Genomic DNA, 21,960 nt, shown 5'->3' with positions numbered 1-21,960 from the left:
TCTTAGTGTTTAATTCTAACGCTGACAATATTCCAAAATAAACATATCAAGGTACTATTGTGCCACAGGAAAATTGTGATTCAAAATTATTACCCTTTATTATGATTCTCTTTTATAGCTTTTACGTTTTTGATATTTTGCTGATATAGCGATGGTGATGACCATGATTTATACTTATCAGGCATTTGAAATTCTTCAACATTTCCACTGTCGCTAACAACTTCATATAATTCTTCGAGATATTCTTTTACGTTCAATAAGTCAGTTTTTGTACCAATTGGACCATGGCCAGGAACTGCAAACTGAAATACCAGCTTTTCTATTTCTTCTAATATTGTCATCCACTGATCTGGATTAGATTCGGGAAAGATTACCGGATGTGTATTTACAAATAATAAATCACTCATAAAAATTACCTCATCTTCTGGTAAGTATAAAATAGCATCACATGCTGAATGTGCGCTCCCAAAAGTCTTTAGCTTCGCCGTTCTTTTAGAGCCACAAAACGTGAATTCTTGCTTAAATGTATAGTTTGGAGGTGTAAGTTTCAAAGATGGAAGTGAGATTGCGATTTCTTTTAAGAAGTTAAGTTGGTTTTCAATATTTTTGTCGGCTTGCTTATCAAGCTTCGTTTTCAATGAATTAATATACTGGTGCAAACCTTCTAAATCATTCTGCTGTTTCTGAATTTTTAACGCTTGGTTTTCAAGTATTTGTTGCCGCGTTATTACACTTGAAAGGATGTTACTCTTTGAAAAAACTTGGTTTCCACGTACATGATCACCGTGGTGGTGACTATTAATTACCCATGATACTGGTTGTTTGGTTATCTTCTCTGCAACATTTTTTAAATCTTCGGCTGCTTGCTGCGTGTTAAACGTATCAAACACCATTGTTTGTTCACCTAAATCAATAAAACCAGCATTACTTGCAGCCCTACCAGCATCCTTAGCTATCGCTGCATAAACACCATGACAAATTTCTTCTAGAGTGAAATGTTTACTTTTAAACGATATTGCTTTCACCATTTAATCTCTCCTTTAATTACCACAAATTGTATATAAAATAATATTTCTACAGAAAAAGAAAAGAACCTGCAATTGAGCAGATTCTTCATTAGATATTTTACGAATCTGGATTATTCCAAATTCGTTCAAAGTCACCTTCATTTCCCTCAGTAATTTTCAATAAAAACACATCGGGATTGCTGAGTTCCTTCCATTCGGTAAAGCCAAATGCCGGATCATAATATTTTAATAATAGAGAGATTAAGTTACCGTGCGAGGCAATCAATGTTGTTTCATTAATTTTAATATCTTCAATAACAGCAACAGCACGTTCCATCGCTTCACTGCTTGATTCCCCACCTGGAAGCTTTAACTGTAAATTAACGTAAGTCTCTCTTAACTTTTCCATCCAATCAGCTAGATTTTCCGTACTTAACGTTCTTTCTGCTAATCTCTCATCAACTTCTATCTCAATGCCTTTCATAGAAGCTAAAGGTTTTACAGACTGAATTGCGCGCACGTATGGACTTGAAAAAATTCTACCAACATTCTTATCAACAAAGTAATCAGCTAATTTCTTTGCTTGCTTCATCCCTATATCTGTAAGATTTGCGTCTGCTGGTTGCCCTTCCGCTGCACAATGTCTAACGATGTATATTTCCTTGTTCATCAAATCCCCCTATTTTAGGACTACTGTTAAAAACTATCTAATCTAAGTATTCTATATTAACTTGTTAATTCCCTCTCATAAATATAGCAAAAGAGCTAATACATCATGAGGTATTAGCTCTTAATAATTCTTTATTTATTACTAAAATAATTTAGCCAAATCATTAATGGAATGAAGGTGGAAGCAAGAATAAAAATAACGATGCTTGCCCCTTTGGATTCTTCCTTTCTCACTAACAAGCCATAGCGAATCGTATAGTACGTTAAATAAATCGCAATTGCCAATATTACAAGACTCAATTTTCCCCACCTTCTTTTTCATGTGGTCGTAATTGCTTACCGAAATCTTCAATAGTAATTTCATATTTCACTTTCACTTCTGCTTGTAAGTATTTTTCTTTCCAATTGTATTTCTCATATGCTTTCTTTGTAGTAAAGTTTTTCTGTACTTCATAACCCCATAAAAATGGTTCATCTTTATATTCTTCTTTTGTTTTCTTCACAAATTCCATTGTCTTTTCCTCTAGTGCTTTTGCAATGGACTTTTTAAGTAGCTTTTGCTTCTTTAAGTCTAGGACATAATTTTCTTGACTAGGAATAGCGACAACTTGAAACGTAATTGGAACAGTAACATCAACGACAGGCGTCTTCTTGTCAGTATTGATGTTAATTTTTGTTTTTTTATCCTTTATTAATCGTGCTGCTATACGGTACCCCTCATTTAGGGGGTCTTCATATGTAGCTAACCAATTATCTGCTTCCGATTCTTTTCGAAGCAACAAAGCTATTCGCGTTTCTTCACCAGTAATTGTATCAATTAACTTACCTTCTTTTAATATTGCAGAACCAATTACTTGAACCGGATCTCCACCTCTTGCGTTAATTTGTCCTGCTTCATAATTATCTTCATATCCTTTTGACTTTAGCTCTTGCTTTTTGGACGTTGCTAAAATCGCCATAAAAAGCGTATTGGTTGATTCACTGCGTTGAAAGTACCGGTTGAAAGTAGAATATGGTACTAATCCTGTATCTCTCCACCTTTTTTGCATGAATTCAAAGTATTTATGTGGCCTTGTTTCTAATTGTGGTTTGTTGTTATTAATAAATTCTGCTGCCTTCTCCTTAGTTACGATGATATTAATCTCTCTTCGTATTTGTCGATCACGTATTGACGAAGAAACTACTTTATCAAATTTATCTGTTTTTGCTAATTCTTCACTTATAATTATCGTTTTCAAATGAGAAAGGTTTATTTTTCTTGTCACTAGTGCATTGGCTGTATCACGTGCACTGATTATGTCTGTGGCAGGCAACGTTAATATCACTGACGGCTTTTCATTTTCCGCTGTTGCTTTTGTCGTTGACCCCACTTGTGGGTTAGCCATTTGAAAAGTTACATCAATGAACTCCTCATCTTCGGCAAGATCGACACCTAATACAACAACAAATGCCTGCTCTTCTAATTCTAACTTATCCCAACACCCTGATAATAGAAACGGTAGCAAAGCTAAAATAAGATACTTCCTATTCATCCACTATTCCTACCTTTCCAGCGACTAATACTCCATAACAATATGGGTAAAAAGAAAAAGATTAATGAATATATGTTGAAATACCCTTCCCTAAATTTAAAGACTGTTTCTACGTAGTTTTCTGGTATCATGCCAACAAAAAAGCATAGCCCAGCTATTGGTAAGATTAGTGGCTCCAACTCTTTTAATTTTAAAGTGTAAGCAAAAAGTGCTGCTGCTAGATACAAATAGACGGCAAAATGAATGGTCGAGGCCATCACCCAAAATCCTAAATAAATAGATTCTGAATGCTCTAATGCTTCCCCAACTTGTGCCATACGCGTTAAATTTTGAAATGGAAAAGCAATGAACTTTGCAGGAGGAAAAGAAAATGCCATCACATAAATTGCTAAAAATAAACTTAAAGTTATAGTCGTTAGTATTAAGGAGAGCAATGCTCCATTTTTAAAGGTTTTATAACTTCTTAGAAATGGGTATATGACACCAATAAGGATTAACTCTCCAAAAATAGTAGTATTTTTGACTCCACTAAGAACCAACTCTTTAAGACCTGGACCTGCGATCGGAAATAAGAATATCGGGTCAAGGTCTGTCCAAACAAATATTACGAGCAATGCTAATGCGACAGAAATGTAAGGAACGATTAGCCAAGCTGTTCTTCCAATTGTTTCAAACCCGCGATTCGCCACAAAGTAACCAACAAACAAAAGTAAGATATAAAGGAAAGGTACTGGCGTAGTAGTAAAAAACATCGGTGAAATGATCTCAACATAGCTTCGACTATTGGCAATTGTTCCGACAAACATCATCAGAAATAGAGTCATGCCAATAATAAAGCCGAAGATATTCCCAGTTAAGCTGTAGCCAATCTCCACAATATTTTTATCTTTATATTTTTTTAAGAGTGACAATAAAAATAAAAATGGGATGAGAATAGTAGATGCTGAGATAATTGGAAGCATCCAGCTAGCATTCTCCCCTTTACCTAAAAGGATTGTAGGTGTAGAGTCAGTAACTTTTAAAGATATTGTCAATAAAAGTAATGCAACAAATTCTCTCGTTCCTAATTTCCCATCCAATTTTTTCATTATTATTCTCCTAATTAAGAGGTAGGTTTATTCGAGCGATTTCTCTTCTTTGGTTGAATATTCTGCGGCCTTAACCATAACTTCCATACTGGTGGTCGAATAATTAAGTCCTTTGAAGAAGGGTAATGTGGTGCAAGTGGTGATAAAAATGCTACTCCAAATGTATTTATCGACGCTAAGTAAGCAAGGCAAACGACCATAAACAAGGCTATTCCGTAAAAACCAACAACTGCTGCGGCAATTAAAAAGCCAAATCTTAAAATACGAATGATATAACTAAAGCCAATCTCCGGTATCGCAAATGACGCAAGACCTGTGATTGCAACGACAATAACCATAATGGGACTAATGACATTCGCGTCTACAGCTGCTTGTCCTAAGATGAGTGCACCAACTATTCCAATTGTCGGTCCAATTGCTGTCGGTATTCGAATACCTGCTTCTCGTAATAACTCAAATGTTAACTCCATAATTAGAACTTCTAATATCGCTGGAAAAGGAACCATCTCACGGGTTGCACTAATGGCTAAAAGTAAATCTGTCGGTAACATCTCTGGATGAAAGTTCGTTGCCGCGATGTAAATAGCTGGCGTTAGAAGCGCAACCATTACAGCTAAGAGGCGAATTAACCGTATAAAGTTCCCGTATGCCCAGCGCTCATAATAATCCTCACCGGTATGAAATAATGACCAAAAGGTAATCGGGGTAACCAATGCATATGGAGATGGTCCATATAAGATTATGACGTGCCCTTCCCGTAAAAATGAAGCAGCCCTATCAGGTCTTTCCGTCATTAAACATGAAGGGACTAGTGAATATGGCCGCTCTTCAATATGCTGTTCGATAAAGCTTAATTCAGGAATGGCATCCGCTTCAATTTCTTCCACTCGCTTTTTGACACGGTTGACTAAGTCATCATCTGCGATTGACTGTACATACATCAATGAAACTTTTTGCTTATCAGTTTTTCCTACTTGGACAAACTCTGTAACTAAGTCTTTATTTTTTAATTGCTTTCTTATTAACGATAAATTTTTGCTCGCTGATTCTGTAAATGATTCTTTCGGACCTTTTATTACTGTTTCATTTGCTGGTTTTTCAATTTGTCTTGTTTCGAATCCTTCGGTACTTATCGTTAGTGCACTTGCTTCTCCTTCGATGATGATTATCGTATGTCCTGATAAGAGATCATTTACGATTGAAGAAATCGCTTGAACTTCTTCTCCACTAACAGTCGTTAATACGTGATGTAACAAAAAAGGATAATCATCTTCATTCTTATCTTTAATTTGACTATTTATTAGTGGGCGAATGACTAGTTGTTCCATGCTTTTTACATCAACAGTTCCATTTATATATAGTAAATACCCTTTTTTTTGAAGCGATGCGATAAAAATCTCTTTTATATAAAAGTCTTTATTCTTTGGATAATTAAACTCAGATTTTAACATTTCTAAGTTTTCATTTAGATTCTTAGTTAATGCCGTCGCTTGCATTTGTCTTTGATTTTGCTGTTTCTTTCTAGAAAAGAACATACAAGCCCTCCCAAAGCTACTCACTTCTTTATTTGGTTAATTTGCCCAATGCAAGTTAAATTATGTAATAGCTGACGTGCATTCAGAGTATAGAGAACTAGAAGAAACCTACTTATATATAAGCAGACTTCTTTGCATATTATTAAAATTGAAATAAATAATAAGAAGAAAAGTACTTACGTTAGGATGAAACGATGTCGTACCCTTCATTTGAGAATGTTATTGATGTGCAAAAGGAATTACATCATTTAAGATTTGAATACTGGAAAGGTCATGATCTTTTCTCATTACAGTGGTGGGGATTGTTATTGATGTTTATCGTTCCATGGATTATTTGGTATAAAGTAATTCCTAAAGAAAAAAAAGCTGAAGTTTTATCTTATGGACTATTAATTGGACTTCTATCAAGTCAATTAGACGAAATTGGTGTGATGACTGGGACATGGGCGTATCCCTACCAATTAGTACAAACGAATCGTGGATTAAACCCTTATAATTTTACTCTTATTCCAGTTGGATATATGATTGTTTATCACTATTTCACTAAATGGAAACACTTTATTCTAGGTAATGTTGTAATAGGTGTTATCGCTGCTTTTATTGCAGAACCATTTTTGGATTATACAGGAATATACAAGCCCATAAACTGGCATTACTATTATTCCCTACCAATTTATATTGTTTTGCCAATCATTTTTAGAGTATTTGTATATTACTTCCTGGAAAAAAATAAAACCTAAAAGAAAACATATTGAGGGTAGGGAGGTACCATTAATATAAAAAAATGTAGAAATGGGAACATTCTATTGCTGTTCCCATTTAAACTTTATTTCACAATTAAAACTGGACAATTTGCTCGCTTTGCCACTTTATGACTTACACTACCTAACACTAGTTCTTGCAACCCATTCAATCCTCGACTTCCGATTACAACTATATCGAAAGTATTTTTATTAGCATAGTCAACTATTGTCGGTCCAGGCTCACCGTGTAAAATTTTCACTTCGTACTTTACCCCAGCTTCTCTCGCTTTGTTTTCTACATCACTTACTCTTTCTCTACGAACATCATTAATTTCTGAAGCATTCCAATTTGCTAACACATCTGACTTTGCTTTATCAGGAGCAACTGCATAAACAATTGTAATTTCAGCACCCTCACTACATGTTGTGATATGAATTGCATTTTCAGCAGCTCTTTTTGCGTGGTCTGATCCGTCCGTTGCTAATAATATTTTTTTGTACATGACAATTACCACCTTTAATTAATGCGCACCAAGTTTATTTGCTAACTTGTCTACAAGTTCTGAACTATCTTCGTTTAGACCCGTAACTTTCACCGTTATTGCATTCGCTTCAAATTTTGCGACAATCTTATCGATTGCTGCTACCGCTGAATCATCCCATATGTGTGAGCGACTTAAATCAATTTCAACAGACTCAAGTTCTTCTGAGTAATTAAACATCGAGAAAAGCTCTGTGACGGAAGCAAAGAAGAGTTCACCATTAATGTTGTATATTCGTTTATTCCCACTTCGATGACTTTTTACACGCAACTTCGAAATTTTAGAAACAAAGAAGATTGCACTTAAGATAATTCCAGTGAAAACTCCGATAGCTAAATTATGCGTCAAAACAACTGCTAATACTGTGACAACCATCACAACTGCATCGCTTCTTGGAACGATATGTAATGTTCGGAGTGAGTTCCAATCAAAGGTACTAATTGAAACCATAATCATTACTCCAGCTAAGGCTGCCATTGGGATTTGTACGACAATGTCTCCTAACACAACGATGAGAAACATCAGAAATACCCCAGCAACTAACGCAGATAGTCTCCCTCTCCCACCAGATTTCACATTAATAACAGACTGACCAATCATTGCACATCCAGCCATACCACCAAAGAAACCAGTTATTATATTAGCAATTCCTTGCCCTCGAGACTCCATATTCTTATCACTTCCTGAATCAGTCATATCATCAACAATAGTCGCTGTTAATAGTGATTCGAGGAGCCCTACAACTGCTAAGGCTAGAGAGTATGGCAGAATAATCATTAATGTTTCAAACGTTAATGGGATATTCGGCAATAAAAAATCCGGAAGAGATTGTTTGATAGCCCCCATATCGCCAACAGTCCTCACACCATAATTCAAAAAGATAGATAATGCTGTAATAACGACAATTGCCACTAACGTCGAGGGAACGGCTTTTGTAATATAAGGAAATAGATAAATAATAACGAGTGTGACGGCAACTAATGTAAAAATAATCGACTTCTCGTTCACGAAATGTTGCAATTGCGCTGTGAATATAAGAATTGCTAAGGCGTTCACAAAACCAACCATCACAGATCTTGGGATAAACTTCATATATCTCGCTAATTTAAAAACGCCAAAAAGAATTTGGAGTACTCCTGTTAGGACTGTGGCTGCTAGTAAATATTGAACGCCATGGTCAGCGACTAAGTTCACAAATAAGAGTGCCATTGCACCAGTTGCAGCAGAGATCATTCCCGGCCTTCCACCTAAAAAGGCAATGGTTACAGCAATCGTGAATGATGCGTATAACCCAACCATCGGGTCAACACCAGCAATGATTGAAAAGGCTATAGCTTCAGGAATTAGTGCTAAAGCGACGACAATACCTGAGAGAATATCTCCTTTAATATTTCCAAACCATGATTGCCTGTACGATATTTTCTCCAAGTCTGATCCCCCTTTCTGTTGTAGTATGAGCGGTTTTTATCATTTACATGAAAAAACGAAAAAAACAGGCGAGAGCTTGCTTTTTTTCTAATATTATAAAATGTCTTTTTCAAGTGCTGCTTCCATCTTGTCATATGTTATCAATTATTTATATGTTTTATTACGAAGGTTTTATAAGCTGTCAAGGATGTTAGTTTCTTACTGAATTAAAAAAACGATTACTGCAAAAGTAATCGTTTTTTTATCTTTTCTTTTATTTTTAAGTGCAAACTCTTTACACGAAAAATACGATAGAAATGATAAGAACTAATATTGGTATTACTATTAGCAAGGCTGATAAATATAATTTTTTCTTTACTCGTTTTTGTTCTTCAATCAATAAATTATTTAACTCATCAATAGTTTGTCTAATTTGACCTTTATCATTTGAAAGATTAGATAAAAATGCTGTATGGAATTTCATATCATTATAGCCATTAATAAGCACTTTTTTTCCGTGACGCCTGTGTATTGTTAACAATACAATTCCTTTATTTAATGAATAATTAAATTCTGATATTTCTTCCCATTTGACTCGATTCTGTTTAATAAATAACAGAGGTAGTGAAGATACCGTTATTGCCCGATCATTAATTTTAACAAAAAGCTGATTGTTCATTATCTGATATAACACGATTAGTTGATACAGAGTATAAACTCCAGAGAATGCTATCCAGAAGGTCTCTTTTATCACAAAAAAACTTATAACGAAAAACGAGAAAAAGAAAATAAATAATATTATCCCTGAATTTTTAATTCTTTTGCTTGGATAGAATACTTTGTCCATAAAAACTCCTATTTATTAACCTGTAATTATTGTTTATTTTTCATCAATACTTCATTGAAAACCGTTCAATTTATTTACTCTTTACTATCATAATAAACATGATCAATTTTCAAATTACTGTCTACTTGAATTAAACCATAAGAGTATCTTTGTTGCCTTCTTTTATCCGTTGCTGAGCCAGGATTAAACAGGATTACACCATTATGTTCTTCTAATAAGGGAATATGTGAATGCCCAAAAATAATAACATCCACTTTTTCATTTTCAAATGCTTCATATGCACGCTTTAGTGTCGTTTTGCCTTTGCCGTCACCATGTACAACTCCAACTCGAAATGCGCCTAGCTGTACTATCTTTTTCTTCTCAAAAAATGCCAACACTTCTCCATCTTCAACATTGCCTGATACCCCAACAACAGGGGCTAATTTTGACAATTCGCGATAAACGTCCATCGTTTGCCAGTCGCCTGCATGAATAATAAGATCAACGTTTTTAAAACTTTCCAGTAGTACTTTTGGTAACTTCTTCGCCCTCTTTGGTATATGTGTATCTGAGACCACTCCAACAATCATTGACTCACCTCAAATAAAAAGAGAGCATAATTGATCTCTCGAATTTATTTAACTAAATCTGCTCTTAAATTATTTATACCATTTTCTAAGTAACCTTTTAAACATGTAAGCATGTAAACCCAGCCCTCTTTATTATCTAACATTTTCAGCAGTAAGTTATCGTCTTCTTCAATAAATCCGTCTTCAACAACTTCAATAATAGTATTTGACTGTTCCGTCTCATTGAGTGTAATTGTTACAGTATGTACTTCTTCAGCTGGACCCCATTTGAACACTATTTTTTTATTCATTTCTATTTCTACTACTTCCATTTGACCTTCGGCATTATATTCATTATATTTTAGCGTAATTGTTTTTCCTTCTTCCCATCTTTCCGAACTAGAAGAAAACCAATAGTTACCGATCTTATTTTGATCAACTAATGCTTCAAAAACTTCTATCGCTGGCTTGGCTATTTTCATTTTAGTTACGTTTTTCATCTTCATGCACTCCTATAATTATATTTAGTCACTAATTTGATTCATTTGATTTTGTACTTTTTGAGTAGGCTATATGGATGACGAGATTCCTTTTCCACCTTTTGCTTGAAGCGTGACAATCCTTTCCATACCAGCAATGATTGGTTTAGCTTTTTTAATTAATGTTTGTGTTACCTCAAGGTGAAGTGATGCAAGATGGGCTTGTTCATCTTTCCAAACCTCATACACAAAGATACTATTTGAGTCTTCAGTAGATGTATTTACTGCATAAATCTCACAGTCTTCTACAGATTTCATTGCCTCTGCTGCCTCTAATAAAATTGTTAATAGTGTTTCTTGCTCACCATCTTTGGCAGTTATTTTACCAAATAAACTATAGTTATTCATTATTTCTCCCCTTCCTTAAATGAAGATACTTCAGCAAAGCTCTAGTTTCCTTTATGTAAATTGTCTTTCATAAGTGCTGCAATTTTACGTTCATTTTCCGCTTCTTTTTGTTCGAGATTTTGAATGACTAGTGCTTGTCTCTCACTTGAGTGATTCTGGCTTAGCTTTGTAATTCCTTCTATTTTATTAATTTTAATTTTAAAAGCTTGGATACCTTTATTTAGACCTTTGAGATAGTTAGCATCTACTTCTTCCAGCTTATACGTACTATCAATGTCTTCATATTGTTGCACTAACTGACGCATATAAGACGTTAATTCTTGCTCGTCATTAATAAGATAAGCTTTGCCTGTCACTTGAACAGAGACATAATTCCACGTCGGAACTGCCGTCTTAGTTTCATACCAAGATGGCGAAATATAACAATGAGGCCCTTGGAAAACGACGAGAACTAACCCATTCTCAATATTCTTCCATTGCAAATTCGGTCTAGCAAAATGACCATATAAATACTCATTTTCAGCATCTAGCAGTAAAGGTAATTGTGTCGCTTCAGGTAAACCATCTTTCGTTGAAATGACTGTGGCAAAACTATTTTCTTTCATTATTCTATTGGCTATATCATTATCTTTGATTTGAAAATGGGGAGGAATATACATTAATATCACCTTTTATAAGTTTTCTTAATTTTACCACAATATATTAAAAAAGGACGAAGCCATTAGGCACCGTCCTTTCATCGTCTTAACAAAGCATTAATAACCCTTTGATAATTTTAACGCAAAAATACTTCAACTTTTGTATACTTTCCATTTCTTAGTGCCATCGCTTGTTCGCCTTTTAAGCTTTTTTCTTGCACTGTAGTCTTTTCACCATTTTCATCATGCAAAACAAATGACTCGACATTTGGTTTGTTTTCGCCATAAGTGTTCTTTCTATCCTCATTATTGTACACAACTTCTGTATGCCCTAGAAAGTTAAACGATAATGTTCCATCTTCTTTAAATAACCAACCAGGAAGAATTGGTGAAAATGATAACGTTAGTTCGTCATCCTCCATTTTGAAAGGCTTCTTACCTATCATCATGAAAGTCCACATACTTAAAAATTCAGCAGTAGATCCACTTAGTCTAGCAACAAACCCTCTTCCATGGACAGATTGGTCTGGATTTACTGAGCTTGCAATAAACGAAGAGTTTTCAAGTATACTTCTTCCATACATATCTGGATCAATAAATGGGATTAATGATGTTTTCATTTCATTAAAGTATTCATCATATAGACCTGCTTTAAATATGCTAAGTAAATATTTATAGGACATGTGCAAAAATACTGATTCTCGTTCTAGCCAGCCAGGAGTGAATGCCTTAATTCTCCCAATTTCATGTGATTGACCATTTAAACTAACAGATGTTTTATACATATTTATTTTTTTATCATATAAGTCTGAGTCTTTAATTTTTGAATAGATTTCTTTTGCCTCACCACTGTCTTCTATCGTTTTAAAAGCACGCGCTGGCCCTTCTAAGAAATATGGTAGAGCTTCGACTGTAAATGCTTTCACTGTTGCTTTAGGCAATCCATAGTGACTAATGATTTGTTTCCCTGCTTCATCTTTCACTTTTTCAAACTCAACAGCTTCGTAAGAAAGATAAGTTGGATATAGTCCATTTCCTATTTCTTTCGCTTTCTCTATTCCTTTGTTAAGCTTCCAAAGCATTTGTTTGAAGATTGCCTCTATCTCTTCAATGTTCATTTCTTGCTCTTTGCCATCAATACCAAAGCGGATTTGCTTACGATACTCTTCTCTTAAAGAAGATGTAACATCCCAATAAGTAAAGTCCGTTAGCTCTTCCTGTTTATACGCTTCTAAGTTTTTAGCTACGCCTTGCATTAACGTGTAAATCTCATTAGGAAGATTAACGTTTTGGTTTTTGACCTTTTTAATAGTAGAAAGTACAAATTGAACAACACGCTTTAACTCAAACGTTTCACTTAATCCCGAACCAAATATTCCTGGAAGACCATTCATTGCATCGTTCCAGCCAGGCTTATTGGCTTCCATTTCAATTCCCATACCAAAAGGATCTAAAGTAGCAAACTTATTTAAAGACAATGATACTAACTTAACAAATAAGTTTGTCTTATAAATATCCCCTAAGCCATGATTCGTTCGTAACCAGTTTGTATCATTTAATGAAATACCTAGCTTTTCCATTTTTTCTTCATCTTCTAAGATTGAACCGTATTGTCTTACCTTACCTTTTGATAATACATACTTTTCACTTCTTGGTAGGACGTATACTGGGCTATCAAAGAAAGTATAACTGCTATCAACAAACATAAAATCTTCTAATTGTTCAGGATAAATATCTAGATAGCTTTCAACCAAGTCCATATTATATGTCCAATGGTCTACCCAAAAGCCTTCACCAAAGCTTGCTTCGATATTTTGCTCTGAAAGTTTTAATACTTCAACAAGAAACTCATCTTCACTTATTGATAAATCAACATTTTCGTTTGTCAAATAGTTTACGATTTTACCTGGTGTAAACTTACCTTGCAAAAGCTTTTCTAACTCTTGCTTATGACTATTTACATATCGTTCAAGCAAGTCCTTAACACTTGCTTTATTGTCGTTTTTAATTGTAAATGAACATCCTTCAACAGAAAGTGGATTATAACCATCTGCTTGGATTAAGCTCATAAACATTTTGACATTAAATCTTCCCACTTTAGGATTAAAGTAAATATCATTTCTTCTATTTTGGTTAGCATCACGGAAATTACCGTTTCCTTGCGAATAGTATTCCGGAGCTATCGAGAAAAAGTTATAGTCGCGCTCTAAATCTCCATGTTTTCTAGAAAATAAATGATAAACGAATCCATCTTTGCCATTTTCCAAAATATAAGGGTAGCCGCCTCGGAGTAAGTTATCTAAATAACTTTGGCGTGCGTACTCATTAAACACATTTGATGATGTTGACGTATTTATTGTATTTGTTAACTCCTTAACTAACTCGTTTGCTACCCTTTGCTTCTCTTCAATGAAGTTAATACTAGTCATTTCATCTACTTGGTTCTGAATTAGTTCAATCGACGATACATGTCCAATAATACTGCAAATCGTATGACTTTTATTCGAACCAATCTTGCTAGTTGTAGGTGTAAAACCACATGGAACTTTATTTGCCGTTACTTGTGAAGAATTCATGATTTCTGTTAACGAATTACTCATAAACCTTTCTGGATTTTGCAACGATTGATCTTGTCCAAATACTAATTCTGCATCAACAATTGGCGTAATCAACTTTTCCTCTTCTGTAAAAGTTAAGTAGAAATGGCCTTTTGTTACTTCAGAAACCTCTGCTTCATCGCCCATGCTCGCTCTAACATGGTAGTATGGAATTTGATTTTCCATGTTGTATACTTCCATCCAACTTCTTAAGAGATTTCCAACTTCTTTATAAGCGGCATTCTCAACACCATATGGAAGTATTTCTGGCATTCCATCAAGTACTTCAACCTCAACATCTTCACCTTTAAGGTTAGTGATTACTACTTTACGAACTAAACCAGCAAAGTTTGTTTCAGGAATATTAAAATAGTCTACCGTTACTTTAAGCCCTTCCACGTTATTTACTTCTTCAATCGTAAGTTGGTTCGCACTAACATACATGTTTCTTTTTATCTTTGGATTAATGGGAGTAGGAGCAAAAGGCTCAATGACTTTTCCAGTATCTTTTAGCTTAATAAATGTTCGAAAACCACTAACAGGAACATTTTTATAGGCAATATTGGCAGGTGAAAACTCCATAATCGGTGAGTTTTTATCTTTTACACCAAAACTACAAATTCCTTGTCCACGGTTCACGTAAAAAGTCCACATTGGTATTCCTTTTACACCAGCGATACCAGGTAAAAAGCTAGAAAACGTCTTCGCTTTATCATAATCCTCGATTACAAATCTATTCTTTTCATCGAATGAGTATTTTTTATTAGACATTAATTTTTCCACCTCATTAATCATGTCATATGAATAAGGTGAAGATTAATTAACCTTCACCCCAAACATCATTTTTATAGTTTTTACTTTTCAAACAAATAGGTAGCAATAGAATGTGGCGGTAACTCTAATTGACAACTTTGCCCTTTGTACCCCATAGAGAAAATACTAGTATTATCCGTCTCATTCATTACAATAATTGCTAGAGTTCCATCTTCATTAAGGAAACCTGTTGTTTGAAGTTGTTTATTTTTGTTCGTCACTTTAATTCTCATCGCATTAGGGCGAACGTATTTACTAAAATGACCAATATAATAATAAGAACTGTTATAATGCAACTCATTTGTCTGTGTATCAGCTATGATAGGTGCGTCACATAGGTTGCGAACGTGATTTGGCCCACCTTCTTCATTAAGGACCATGTTCCAATCTAAATAGCCTTCCACCCAGTTATTTAAGTCACCAATCATATTTCTACCATAACGTTCACCTGTAAACCATTCCCCAAGCTTTACGCCACCTTCTTGGCATCCTTCGGTAAATAGTAAATGTTTGTCAGGGAAACGGTCGTGAACTTCGCCTACCTTTTCAAATTCTTCACTAACATACCAGTGAATACCTGTACCCCAAACATACTTTGCAGCTTCAGGATCTTCCAATACTGTTGAAGCACGTTCAACAATAATGTCTCGATTATGGTCCCAAATGATTATTTTTACATCTTCATGTCCGTTTTTATGCATAATTGGACCTAGGTGATTTTTTACGAAGTCTCTTTCTTCCTCTGCTGAATAAATACAAGAGTCCCAAACTTGAACAGCTGCTGGTTCATTTTGAATTGTAATTCCCCAAACATCTAATCCTTCACTTTGGTATGCATCAATAAACTTCGTATAATATGTTGCCCATGTATCTCTATATTCAGGTAGCAACTTACCACCATGGTTCATTTCATTATTCGTTTTCATCCAAGCAGGTGGACTCCATGGCGATGCTAGTAAAGGAATAGAACTTCCCTTCGCTTCCATTGCATCCTTAATCATTGGAATAACCCACTTATAATCTCTTTCAATATTAAATGATTTCAACTCGACGTCATTATCTTCCACATATGTGTAATTCTCTAATGCAAAATCACAACTGTGAATATGGACTCTTCCGATCGTATATCCTAAGCCGTCCTTTTGGTCGAAATAGCTTTTAATAGCTTCACTTCTTTTGTCTCTCGACATTTGTGAAAGAGTATAGGCAGTTGCTTCTGTAAACGCTCCACCAAATCCTAAAATCTTTTGATATGTTGTTGCAGAATCAATTAAAATATCCGCATTTTCACTATTATTTTCAGTGAATTTAACACTATGTTTTTCCGTCAAACGATCTTCTGAATCTTTAGCTGTTAGAATCATTTTTACTACTGACATTCATAACACTCCTAGCCTCTAAAGCTGTTTAAGCATTTATAATTTTATCAATTTTTTGAAGTTCCTCTTCACTAAACTCTAAATGAGAAATAGCCTCAACATTTTCAATAATTTGGCTTGGACGACTAGCTCCAATTAATGCCGAGGCAATCGTTTTCTTGCGTAACACCCAAGCAATTGCCATTTGTGCTAGACTTTGTCCTCGCTCTTGAGCTATATCATTCAATTTTCGAACTTGCATTAATTTTTCTTCTGTTAAATCATGTTGATTTAAAAATACACTTTCACTTGCAGCTCTAGAGTCTTTCGGCATTTCATTTAAGTATTTATTAGTTAATAACCCTTGGGCAAGAGGTTGGAATGCAATTGCTCCTAGCCCTTCTTGTTCTAGTACATCCGTTAAACCATCTTCAACCCAGCGATTGAACATCGAATAGGCTGGCTGATGGATAATAAAAGGAGTTTTTAGCTCCTTTAATAGCTCGGAGGCACGTTTTGTTTCTTGTGCAGGGTAATTAGAAATTCCTACATATAATGCTTTTCCTTGTTTCACAATTTGGTCTAATGCACCGATTGTTTCCTCCAATGGAGTGTTTGGGTCAAACCGATGTGAATAAAAAATATCCACATAGTCTAACCCTAAACGCTTCAAGCTCTGGTCAAGACTAGATATTAAATATTTTCTTGAACCCCAATCTCCGTATGGGCCTTCCCACATTCCATATCCGGCCTTCGTTGAAATTAACAGTTCATCGCGATAACCGTCTAAGTCGCTTCGTAAAATTTCACCAAATGTTTCTTCCGCACTACCTGCAGGTGGACCATAATTGTTAGCTAAATCAAAATGTGTAATCCCTAAGTCAAAAGCAGTTTGAATCATTTTTCGAGCGTTTTCAAAGTCGTCGTTTTTGCCAAAGTTATGCCATAGACCTAACGATATTGCAGGAAGCTTTAAGCCACTATTGCCACAATAGTTATAAATCATTTTTTCATAGCGGTCTTCTTTTGGGGTATAGTTCAATTTACTCACTCCATTTAATTAACGAAATCGGTTTCGTGAATATTCAAAAAAATTTTATATTTCTCTTGCTTTTACTATTTCTGTATATCTTTTTGCGCTATCTTTTAAGTAACGTTTTTGCGTGTCAAAATCTACATACGTTATTCCAAAGCGCTTTTCGTAGCCAAATGCCCATTCAAAATTATCTAATAAAGACCATAAATAGTATCCAGCGATATTATGTCCCTCATTATTTAACTCAGCAACAGCAGTTAGATGTTGTTCCACATAGCTAACTCTATCTTTATCATGAACAGTTCCATCTTCCTCTAATACGTCATCAAAGGCAGCTCCGTTTTCTGTAATATAAATAGGTAAGTCAGTATATTCTTCACGAAGTCTATAAATTAGTTCTTTAAACTCCTTTGGAGAAATGTCCCAACCCATACCTGATTTTGGATAATCGGAATATGCTGACTTAAATAAAAAGTCTGAAGCAGAATGAAACTCTACTAACTGGCGGTTATAAAAGTTAATTCCAAGGAAGTCTGATGGATAGGCAATTAACTCTAAGTCTCCTTCTTTAATGAAGTCATAAGAATGAACATATTTAGAATATAAATTCATCATGTCCATTGGATAGTTACCTTTAAGGATTGGATCAAGGAACCAGCGGTTTACATATCCATCTAAGTTATTGGCAGCTAATTGATCATTTTGACTATCACTAGCACCATATACAGGTGATAGGTTCAACGTTATACCTATGGACTTTTTAAGTTTCATCTCTTCTTTATATAATTTTACTGCTTCACCATGAGATAACATAATATGATGTGCAGCTTTTAATGCTTCTTCCATATTTGTATGCCCAGGTGCATGAACTCCTTGATGGTACCCTAGAAGTGCCGCACACCATGGTTCATTATGTGTAATCCACATTCCTACATATTCATCTAACTCTTCAAAACATTTTTCTGCGAATTCTTTAAACCACTGTACAGAGTCTCTACTAACCCATCCACCTTTTTCATGCGCCCACTGTGGCATATCCCAATGATATAGTGTTACAAATGGCTTAATACCAGCTTCTACAAGTTTCATAGATAGGTTTTTATAAAACTCCATACCTTCAGCGTTATACTCTCCATCTTTAGGAAAGATCCTTGGCCAAGCAATCGAAAAACGGTATGAATCAACACCTAAACTTTTAATAATCTCGATATCTTCTTCATATCGATGATAGTGGTCACAAGCAATTGCTCCAGTATCTCCATTTAATACTTTCCCAGGAGTCTCAGAAAAAGTATCCCATATAGAAGGAGTTCTTCCGCCTTCATTGATAGCACCTTCTATTTGGTAGGAAGATGTTGCCGTACCGAATATAAAGTCCTTTGAAAATTTTAATTTCAAATTAACCTACCTCTTTTCTATTCTTTTACAGATCCTGCTGAAATACTACTTATAATATATTTAGAGAAGAATAAGAACGCAATCATAATTGGAACTACTGATATTGCAATTCCAAGATATAACGAACCTAAGTTTTGTGCAACTTGTGAGCCTTTTAAGAAGCCCATTAATACTGGCAATGTATACTTTTCAGGTGAAAATAATACAACTAAAGGAACGATGTAGTTATTCCAAGATCCGATAAAAGTAAAGATTGACATTGTTGCAACTGCTGGCATCATGATTGGTAGAGCAATAGAATGGAAGATTTTAAATTCACTTGCTCCATCTATTCTAGCTGCTTCTAATAGTGCAGGATGCATTGTTGAGCTAAGATATTGTCTTAAGAAAAACACGACAAACGGACTTGCAATAGAAGGAACAATTAAAGGAATAAAGGAATCAAGCGTGCCTAGTACTTTATTTAATTCGTAAAATCCAATTAAACCTAGTTGCCCAGGAACCATCATCATTAATAACATAAACAGGAACAGAATATTTTTTCCTTTAAAATTATAAACTGCAAACCCAAACGCTGTTAGCGCTGAAAAATATCCACTAAGCACCGTAACAGATATGGATACAATCAAACTATTTTTAAAACCATTCCAAATGTTGACATATTCCATCATCGTTTTGTAGTTATCAATCAAACTACTTCCAGGTACGAAAGTGAAGCCCATAAGAATGTCTTTATTGTCTCTCGTAGCATTTACAATCATCATATAGAATGGAATGAAGCTAATAATCGCTAAAAGAATTAAGAGAATATATATAATTGGTTTACTAAATCTGTTTTTTTTCTTCATTACATATTCCCCCTCTTTTTAGACAATTTAACATCGCGATACATCGATTTAAATATTATCACTGAGAAAACTACAGTGATTAAGAATAATGCGTATGCAATTGTTGCTGCATATCCATAGTTATTGTACTTAAAAGCTTGGTTATATAGATATAAAACCATCGTATTTAACGAGCCTTCCGGACTACCTAGACCATCTGTTAACAACATTGGTAAATCAAATAATTGCAGTCCACCGATTAATGATGTAATTAACACATATAACATAATTGGTTTTAATAGGGGCAATGTAATATAAATAAATGTTTGCCATCTATTTGCACCATCTATTAGTGCGGCTTCATAGTACTCTTTTGATATACCCGATACCCCTGCCATTAATACAATAAACGTATATCCAAACCACATCCAAGTTAAAATTAACGATACCGAAACTTGAGCTGTAAATGGTGAATTTAGCCAATTAATTGGATCATTAATAATTCCAAGCTTCATTAAGAATTGATTTATTGATCCATATTGCCAATCTAACATAATGCTAAATAAAATTGCTACTGAACTAATAGTAATTAAGTTTGGCAAGTAAAAAATTGCTCTGAAAAAGCCAAGCCCTTTAACTTTAAATCGAAGATCTGAAAATAAAGCTGCTAGAAGTAAAGCTATACCTAGTTGCAGGGCAAAGTTAAATCCCCAAATTTTCCATGTATTAATAAATGCCTCTAAAAAGTAAGTGTCAGTTAAAATTCGGGCATAATTTTCAAGTCCAATAAAAACTGGTTCTCCATATCCTTCATAACGAGTAAATGTATAATAAAAAGTTAAAAGTATTGGATAAATACTAAATATTGCAAACACCAAAAAGAATGGTGCTATAAAATAATAGCCTTTATAATCTAGTTTTTTCATAAAGCTCTCCTTCTTTCTTTATGTTGAAAGAAAAAGGGATAGAAATCGAGACTTCTATCCCTTTCTTTATTTGCTTATGTGTTCTTAGTTATTAGGTGTTTTAATATCTGGATAAGCATTCTTTACAGCTTTATAAAACTCCTCTAATGCTTCTTCTTTTGTTAATTTACCTTCTACATACTCAAGGATTTTCCCACCGAATAATGTATCAAGTTGTTGATCATACTTAGTAACAATTCCAGGCTCAATTTTCTTCGCTTCTTCAAGGAAGAAAGTATAGTTGTTTTGTCCGCTTAAGAACTCATCACTAAAATCATCTTTAATTTTGTTTGTAACAGGTAGATAAGATAAAACATCTCCAGTTTTTAGTGCCCAATCAGTTAAGAATTCTTCATCATGTGTCATCATTTTTACGAATTCCCATGCTAGATCTTTCTTTTCAGAACCACTGTAAATACCAACCCAAGTTCCACCCCAGAAATAAGGTGTAGGACCTGAAGTTAAAGCCCAATCTCCAGCTGTATCTTCAGCATTAGCTTTTAATACGTGGTGTAATCCCCATGTAGGTAAAGCATAAGCAAATACTTCTGTTTTATCATCTGCTTCTTCATTTACTTCTTCCCAACCACCGTTATAAGCGATTGGTCCATTCATAGCTGCGAACCAAGATGGTGACCATTCAGGAGCGAATGCAGTGTAATCTTTTTGGCGTAACTTTTTAGCATTATCAAAATAATCTAATTTCGATTGCGTCATAATTAACTCATTATTTTCGTTAACCCATGGTTGTGGGTCTTCCCCTTTAGCAAACCAACGAAGTGCACCTTCATCTGGGAATAAACGATATCCGTCTTGCTTTAATTTTTCACCGACTTCAAATAATCCATCCCATGAAGACATCATTTGTCCTACTTTTGCAGGATCGTCAGTACCAAGAACATCTTTAGCGATACTACGGCGGTAGAATACTCCTCCTGGAGTTGTTTGCCAAGAAAGTGCTTTTACATTACCGTCAGCATCTTTACCTAAATCAAATACATAAGGTACAAAATCTCCTGCTAACTCATCAGCATTGTATGGTGCAGCAGATAAGTTTTCCCAGTAGTTACGTTCTGTCCATTGCTTTAAGAAGGCAATTTCACCTGTAAATACGTCAGGAGCACCAACTCCACTTTCAAGAACTGGCTTTAACTTTGTTGGATAGTCAGCCGTTGGAATGATAGTGAATTCAACCGTCACACCATGTCTTTCTTCAAAAATTGTAATTGGTTCTTGTAATTCATCAGTAAATGACCATACTCTTAAAATATCGTCTGAGCTACCTTCGTCTGAAGAACATCCAGCGAAAACACCTACTAATAAAGTAAGAGTAAGAAAAAGACTTAAAAATTTCTTCATTTTTTGTACCCCCATTATCTTTTTTGTTTTTATTTTAGAAAGACCCGAAAGTCTTTAACTAACAAAGTTAATACATCAACTAAACCGGTTTCGAAAATCACATAAATATAATTTTATTAAGATGATATATACAACCATTCTAGTTTTCACTATAGCTTTCG

General features: G+C 34.6%; 21 protein-coding genes. 1 reads left to right on the top strand and 20 read right to left on the bottom strand.

Going from position 1 to position 21,960, the window contains the following annotated elements:
• Positions 1-89: 89 nt before the first annotated feature.
• From CIB95_RS00450 to CIB95_RS00430, 6 genes are all read right to left on the bottom strand, one after another.
• On the bottom strand, positions 90-1,028 hold the full coding sequence (locus tag CIB95_RS00450; RefSeq protein WP_094920404.1) for an MBL fold metallo-hydrolase: 939 nt from the start codon (positions 1,026-1,028) through the stop codon (positions 90-92).
• A gap of 97 nt (positions 1,029-1,125) precedes the next feature.
• A complete protein-coding gene (locus tag CIB95_RS00445) occupies positions 1,126-1,677 on the bottom strand; it encodes a histidine phosphatase family protein (RefSeq protein WP_094920401.1) in 552 nt (183 codons plus the stop codon).
• A 131-nt stretch (positions 1,678-1,808) separates the two neighbouring features.
• Positions 1,809-1,976 carry a hypothetical protein gene (locus CIB95_RS16115; RefSeq protein WP_158217532.1) on the bottom strand — a complete coding sequence of 56 codons (168 nt, stop codon included), beginning with the start codon at positions 1,974-1,976 and terminating at the stop codon, positions 1,809-1,811.
• Entirely contained in the window at positions 1,973-3,208 is a 1,236-nt protein-coding gene (locus tag CIB95_RS00440) for a Ger(x)C family spore germination protein (protein WP_094920398.1), read from the bottom strand. Before CIB95_RS00440 ends, CIB95_RS16115 begins: the two co-directional genes overlap by 4 nt.
• Positions 3,205-4,296 carry a GerAB/ArcD/ProY family transporter gene (locus CIB95_RS00435; protein WP_094920396.1) on the bottom strand — a complete coding sequence of 364 codons (1,092 nt, stop codon included), beginning with the start codon at positions 4,294-4,296 and terminating at the stop codon, positions 3,205-3,207. The genes CIB95_RS00440 and CIB95_RS00435 overlap by 4 nt, the downstream gene beginning before the upstream one ends.
• Positions 4,297-4,310: 14 nt before the next feature.
• Positions 4,311-5,831 carry a spore germination protein gene (locus CIB95_RS00430; RefSeq protein WP_094920393.1) on the bottom strand — a complete coding sequence of 507 codons (1,521 nt, stop codon included), beginning with the start codon at positions 5,829-5,831 and terminating at the stop codon, positions 4,311-4,313.
• A gap of 194 nt (positions 5,832-6,025) precedes the next feature.
• On the opposite strand from CIB95_RS00430, the gene CIB95_RS00425 reads away from it, so the two are divergent.
• On the top strand, positions 6,026-6,571 hold the full coding sequence (locus tag CIB95_RS00425; RefSeq protein WP_094920390.1) for a CBO0543 family protein: 546 nt from the start codon (positions 6,026-6,028) through the stop codon (positions 6,569-6,571).
• A gap of 86 nt (positions 6,572-6,657) precedes the next feature.
• On the opposite strand, the gene CIB95_RS00420 is transcribed toward CIB95_RS00425, so the two are convergent.
• The 14 genes from CIB95_RS00420 to CIB95_RS00355 all read right to left on the bottom strand — a co-directional run bounded on the left by CIB95_RS00420 (position 6,658) and on the right by CIB95_RS00355 (position 21,799).
• On the bottom strand, positions 6,658-7,077 hold the full coding sequence (locus tag CIB95_RS00420; protein WP_094920387.1) for a universal stress protein: 420 nt from the start codon (positions 7,075-7,077) through the stop codon (positions 6,658-6,660).
• A gap of 18 nt (positions 7,078-7,095) precedes the next feature.
• Complete coding sequence (locus CIB95_RS00415) at positions 7,096-8,544, bottom strand: SulP family inorganic anion transporter (protein ID WP_094920384.1); 1,449 nt, start codon at positions 8,542-8,544, stop codon at positions 7,096-7,098.
• Positions 8,545-8,818: 274 nt separating this feature from the next.
• Positions 8,819-9,370 carry a hypothetical protein gene (locus tag CIB95_RS00410; protein ID WP_094920380.1) on the bottom strand — a complete coding sequence of 184 codons (552 nt, stop codon included), beginning with the start codon at positions 9,368-9,370 and terminating at the stop codon, positions 8,819-8,821.
• A gap of 74 nt (positions 9,371-9,444) precedes the next feature.
• Complete coding sequence (locus CIB95_RS00405) at positions 9,445-9,942, bottom strand: metallophosphoesterase family protein (protein WP_094920377.1); 498 nt, start codon at positions 9,940-9,942, stop codon at positions 9,445-9,447.
• A 44-nt stretch (positions 9,943-9,986) separates the two neighbouring features.
• Complete coding sequence (locus CIB95_RS00400) at positions 9,987-10,421, bottom strand: SRPBCC family protein (RefSeq protein ID WP_094920375.1); 435 nt, start codon at positions 10,419-10,421, stop codon at positions 9,987-9,989.
• Positions 10,422-10,490: 69 nt separating this feature from the next.
• Positions 10,491-10,808, bottom strand: coding sequence for a putative quinol monooxygenase (locus CIB95_RS00395; protein ID WP_094920373.1), 318 nt, complete (start codon positions 10,806-10,808; stop codon positions 10,491-10,493).
• Between the two features lie 41 nt (positions 10,809-10,849).
• Positions 10,850-11,467 (bottom strand): FMN-binding negative transcriptional regulator, encoded by a 618-nt coding sequence (locus tag CIB95_RS00390; RefSeq protein WP_094920371.1) that lies wholly within the window; start codon positions 11,465-11,467, stop codon positions 10,850-10,852.
• A 116-nt stretch (positions 11,468-11,583) separates the two neighbouring features.
• Positions 11,584-14,814: a cellobiose phosphorylase gene (locus CIB95_RS00385; RefSeq protein WP_094920369.1), complete on the bottom strand. Its 3,231-nt coding sequence runs from the start codon at positions 14,812-14,814 to the stop codon at positions 11,584-11,586.
• An 83-nt stretch (positions 14,815-14,897) separates the two neighbouring features.
• A complete protein-coding gene (locus CIB95_RS00380; protein ID WP_094920367.1) occupies positions 14,898-16,235 on the bottom strand; it encodes a glycoside hydrolase family 30 protein in 1,338 nt (445 codons plus the stop codon).
• 28 nt (positions 16,236-16,263) lie between these two features.
• The gene (gene mgrA, locus CIB95_RS00375) at positions 16,264-17,256 is read right to left on the bottom strand and encodes an L-glyceraldehyde 3-phosphate reductase (RefSeq protein WP_094920364.1); all 993 of its coding nucleotides are present in this window, start codon (positions 17,254-17,256) and stop codon (positions 16,264-16,266) included.
• Positions 17,257-17,310: 54 nt separating this feature from the next.
• The gene (locus CIB95_RS00370; RefSeq protein ID WP_094920361.1) at positions 17,311-18,648 is read right to left on the bottom strand and encodes a GH1 family beta-glucosidase; all 1,338 of its coding nucleotides are present in this window, start codon (positions 18,646-18,648) and stop codon (positions 17,311-17,313) included.
• A 17-nt stretch (positions 18,649-18,665) separates the two neighbouring features.
• A complete protein-coding gene (locus tag CIB95_RS00365) occupies positions 18,666-19,496 on the bottom strand; it encodes a carbohydrate ABC transporter permease (RefSeq protein WP_094920360.1) in 831 nt (276 codons plus the stop codon).
• Positions 19,496-20,401, bottom strand: coding sequence for a carbohydrate ABC transporter permease (locus CIB95_RS00360; RefSeq protein ID WP_094920358.1), 906 nt, complete (start codon positions 20,399-20,401; stop codon positions 19,496-19,498). The genes CIB95_RS00365 and CIB95_RS00360 overlap by 1 nt, the downstream gene beginning before the upstream one ends.
• Before the next feature lie 84 nt (positions 20,402-20,485).
• Entirely contained in the window at positions 20,486-21,799 is a 1,314-nt protein-coding gene (locus tag CIB95_RS00355; RefSeq protein ID WP_094920357.1) for an ABC transporter substrate-binding protein, read from the bottom strand.
• Positions 21,800-21,960: the final 161 nt, after the last annotated feature.

It is taken from the genome of Lottiidibacillus patelloidae (assembly GCF_002262935.1).
Taxonomy (GTDB): domain Bacteria; phylum Bacillota; class Bacilli; order Bacillales; family SA5d-4; genus Lottiidibacillus; species Lottiidibacillus patelloidae.
The sequence above is the reverse complement of the archived record's forward strand: the minus strand, read 5'-3'. Positions and strand labels throughout refer to the sequence as shown.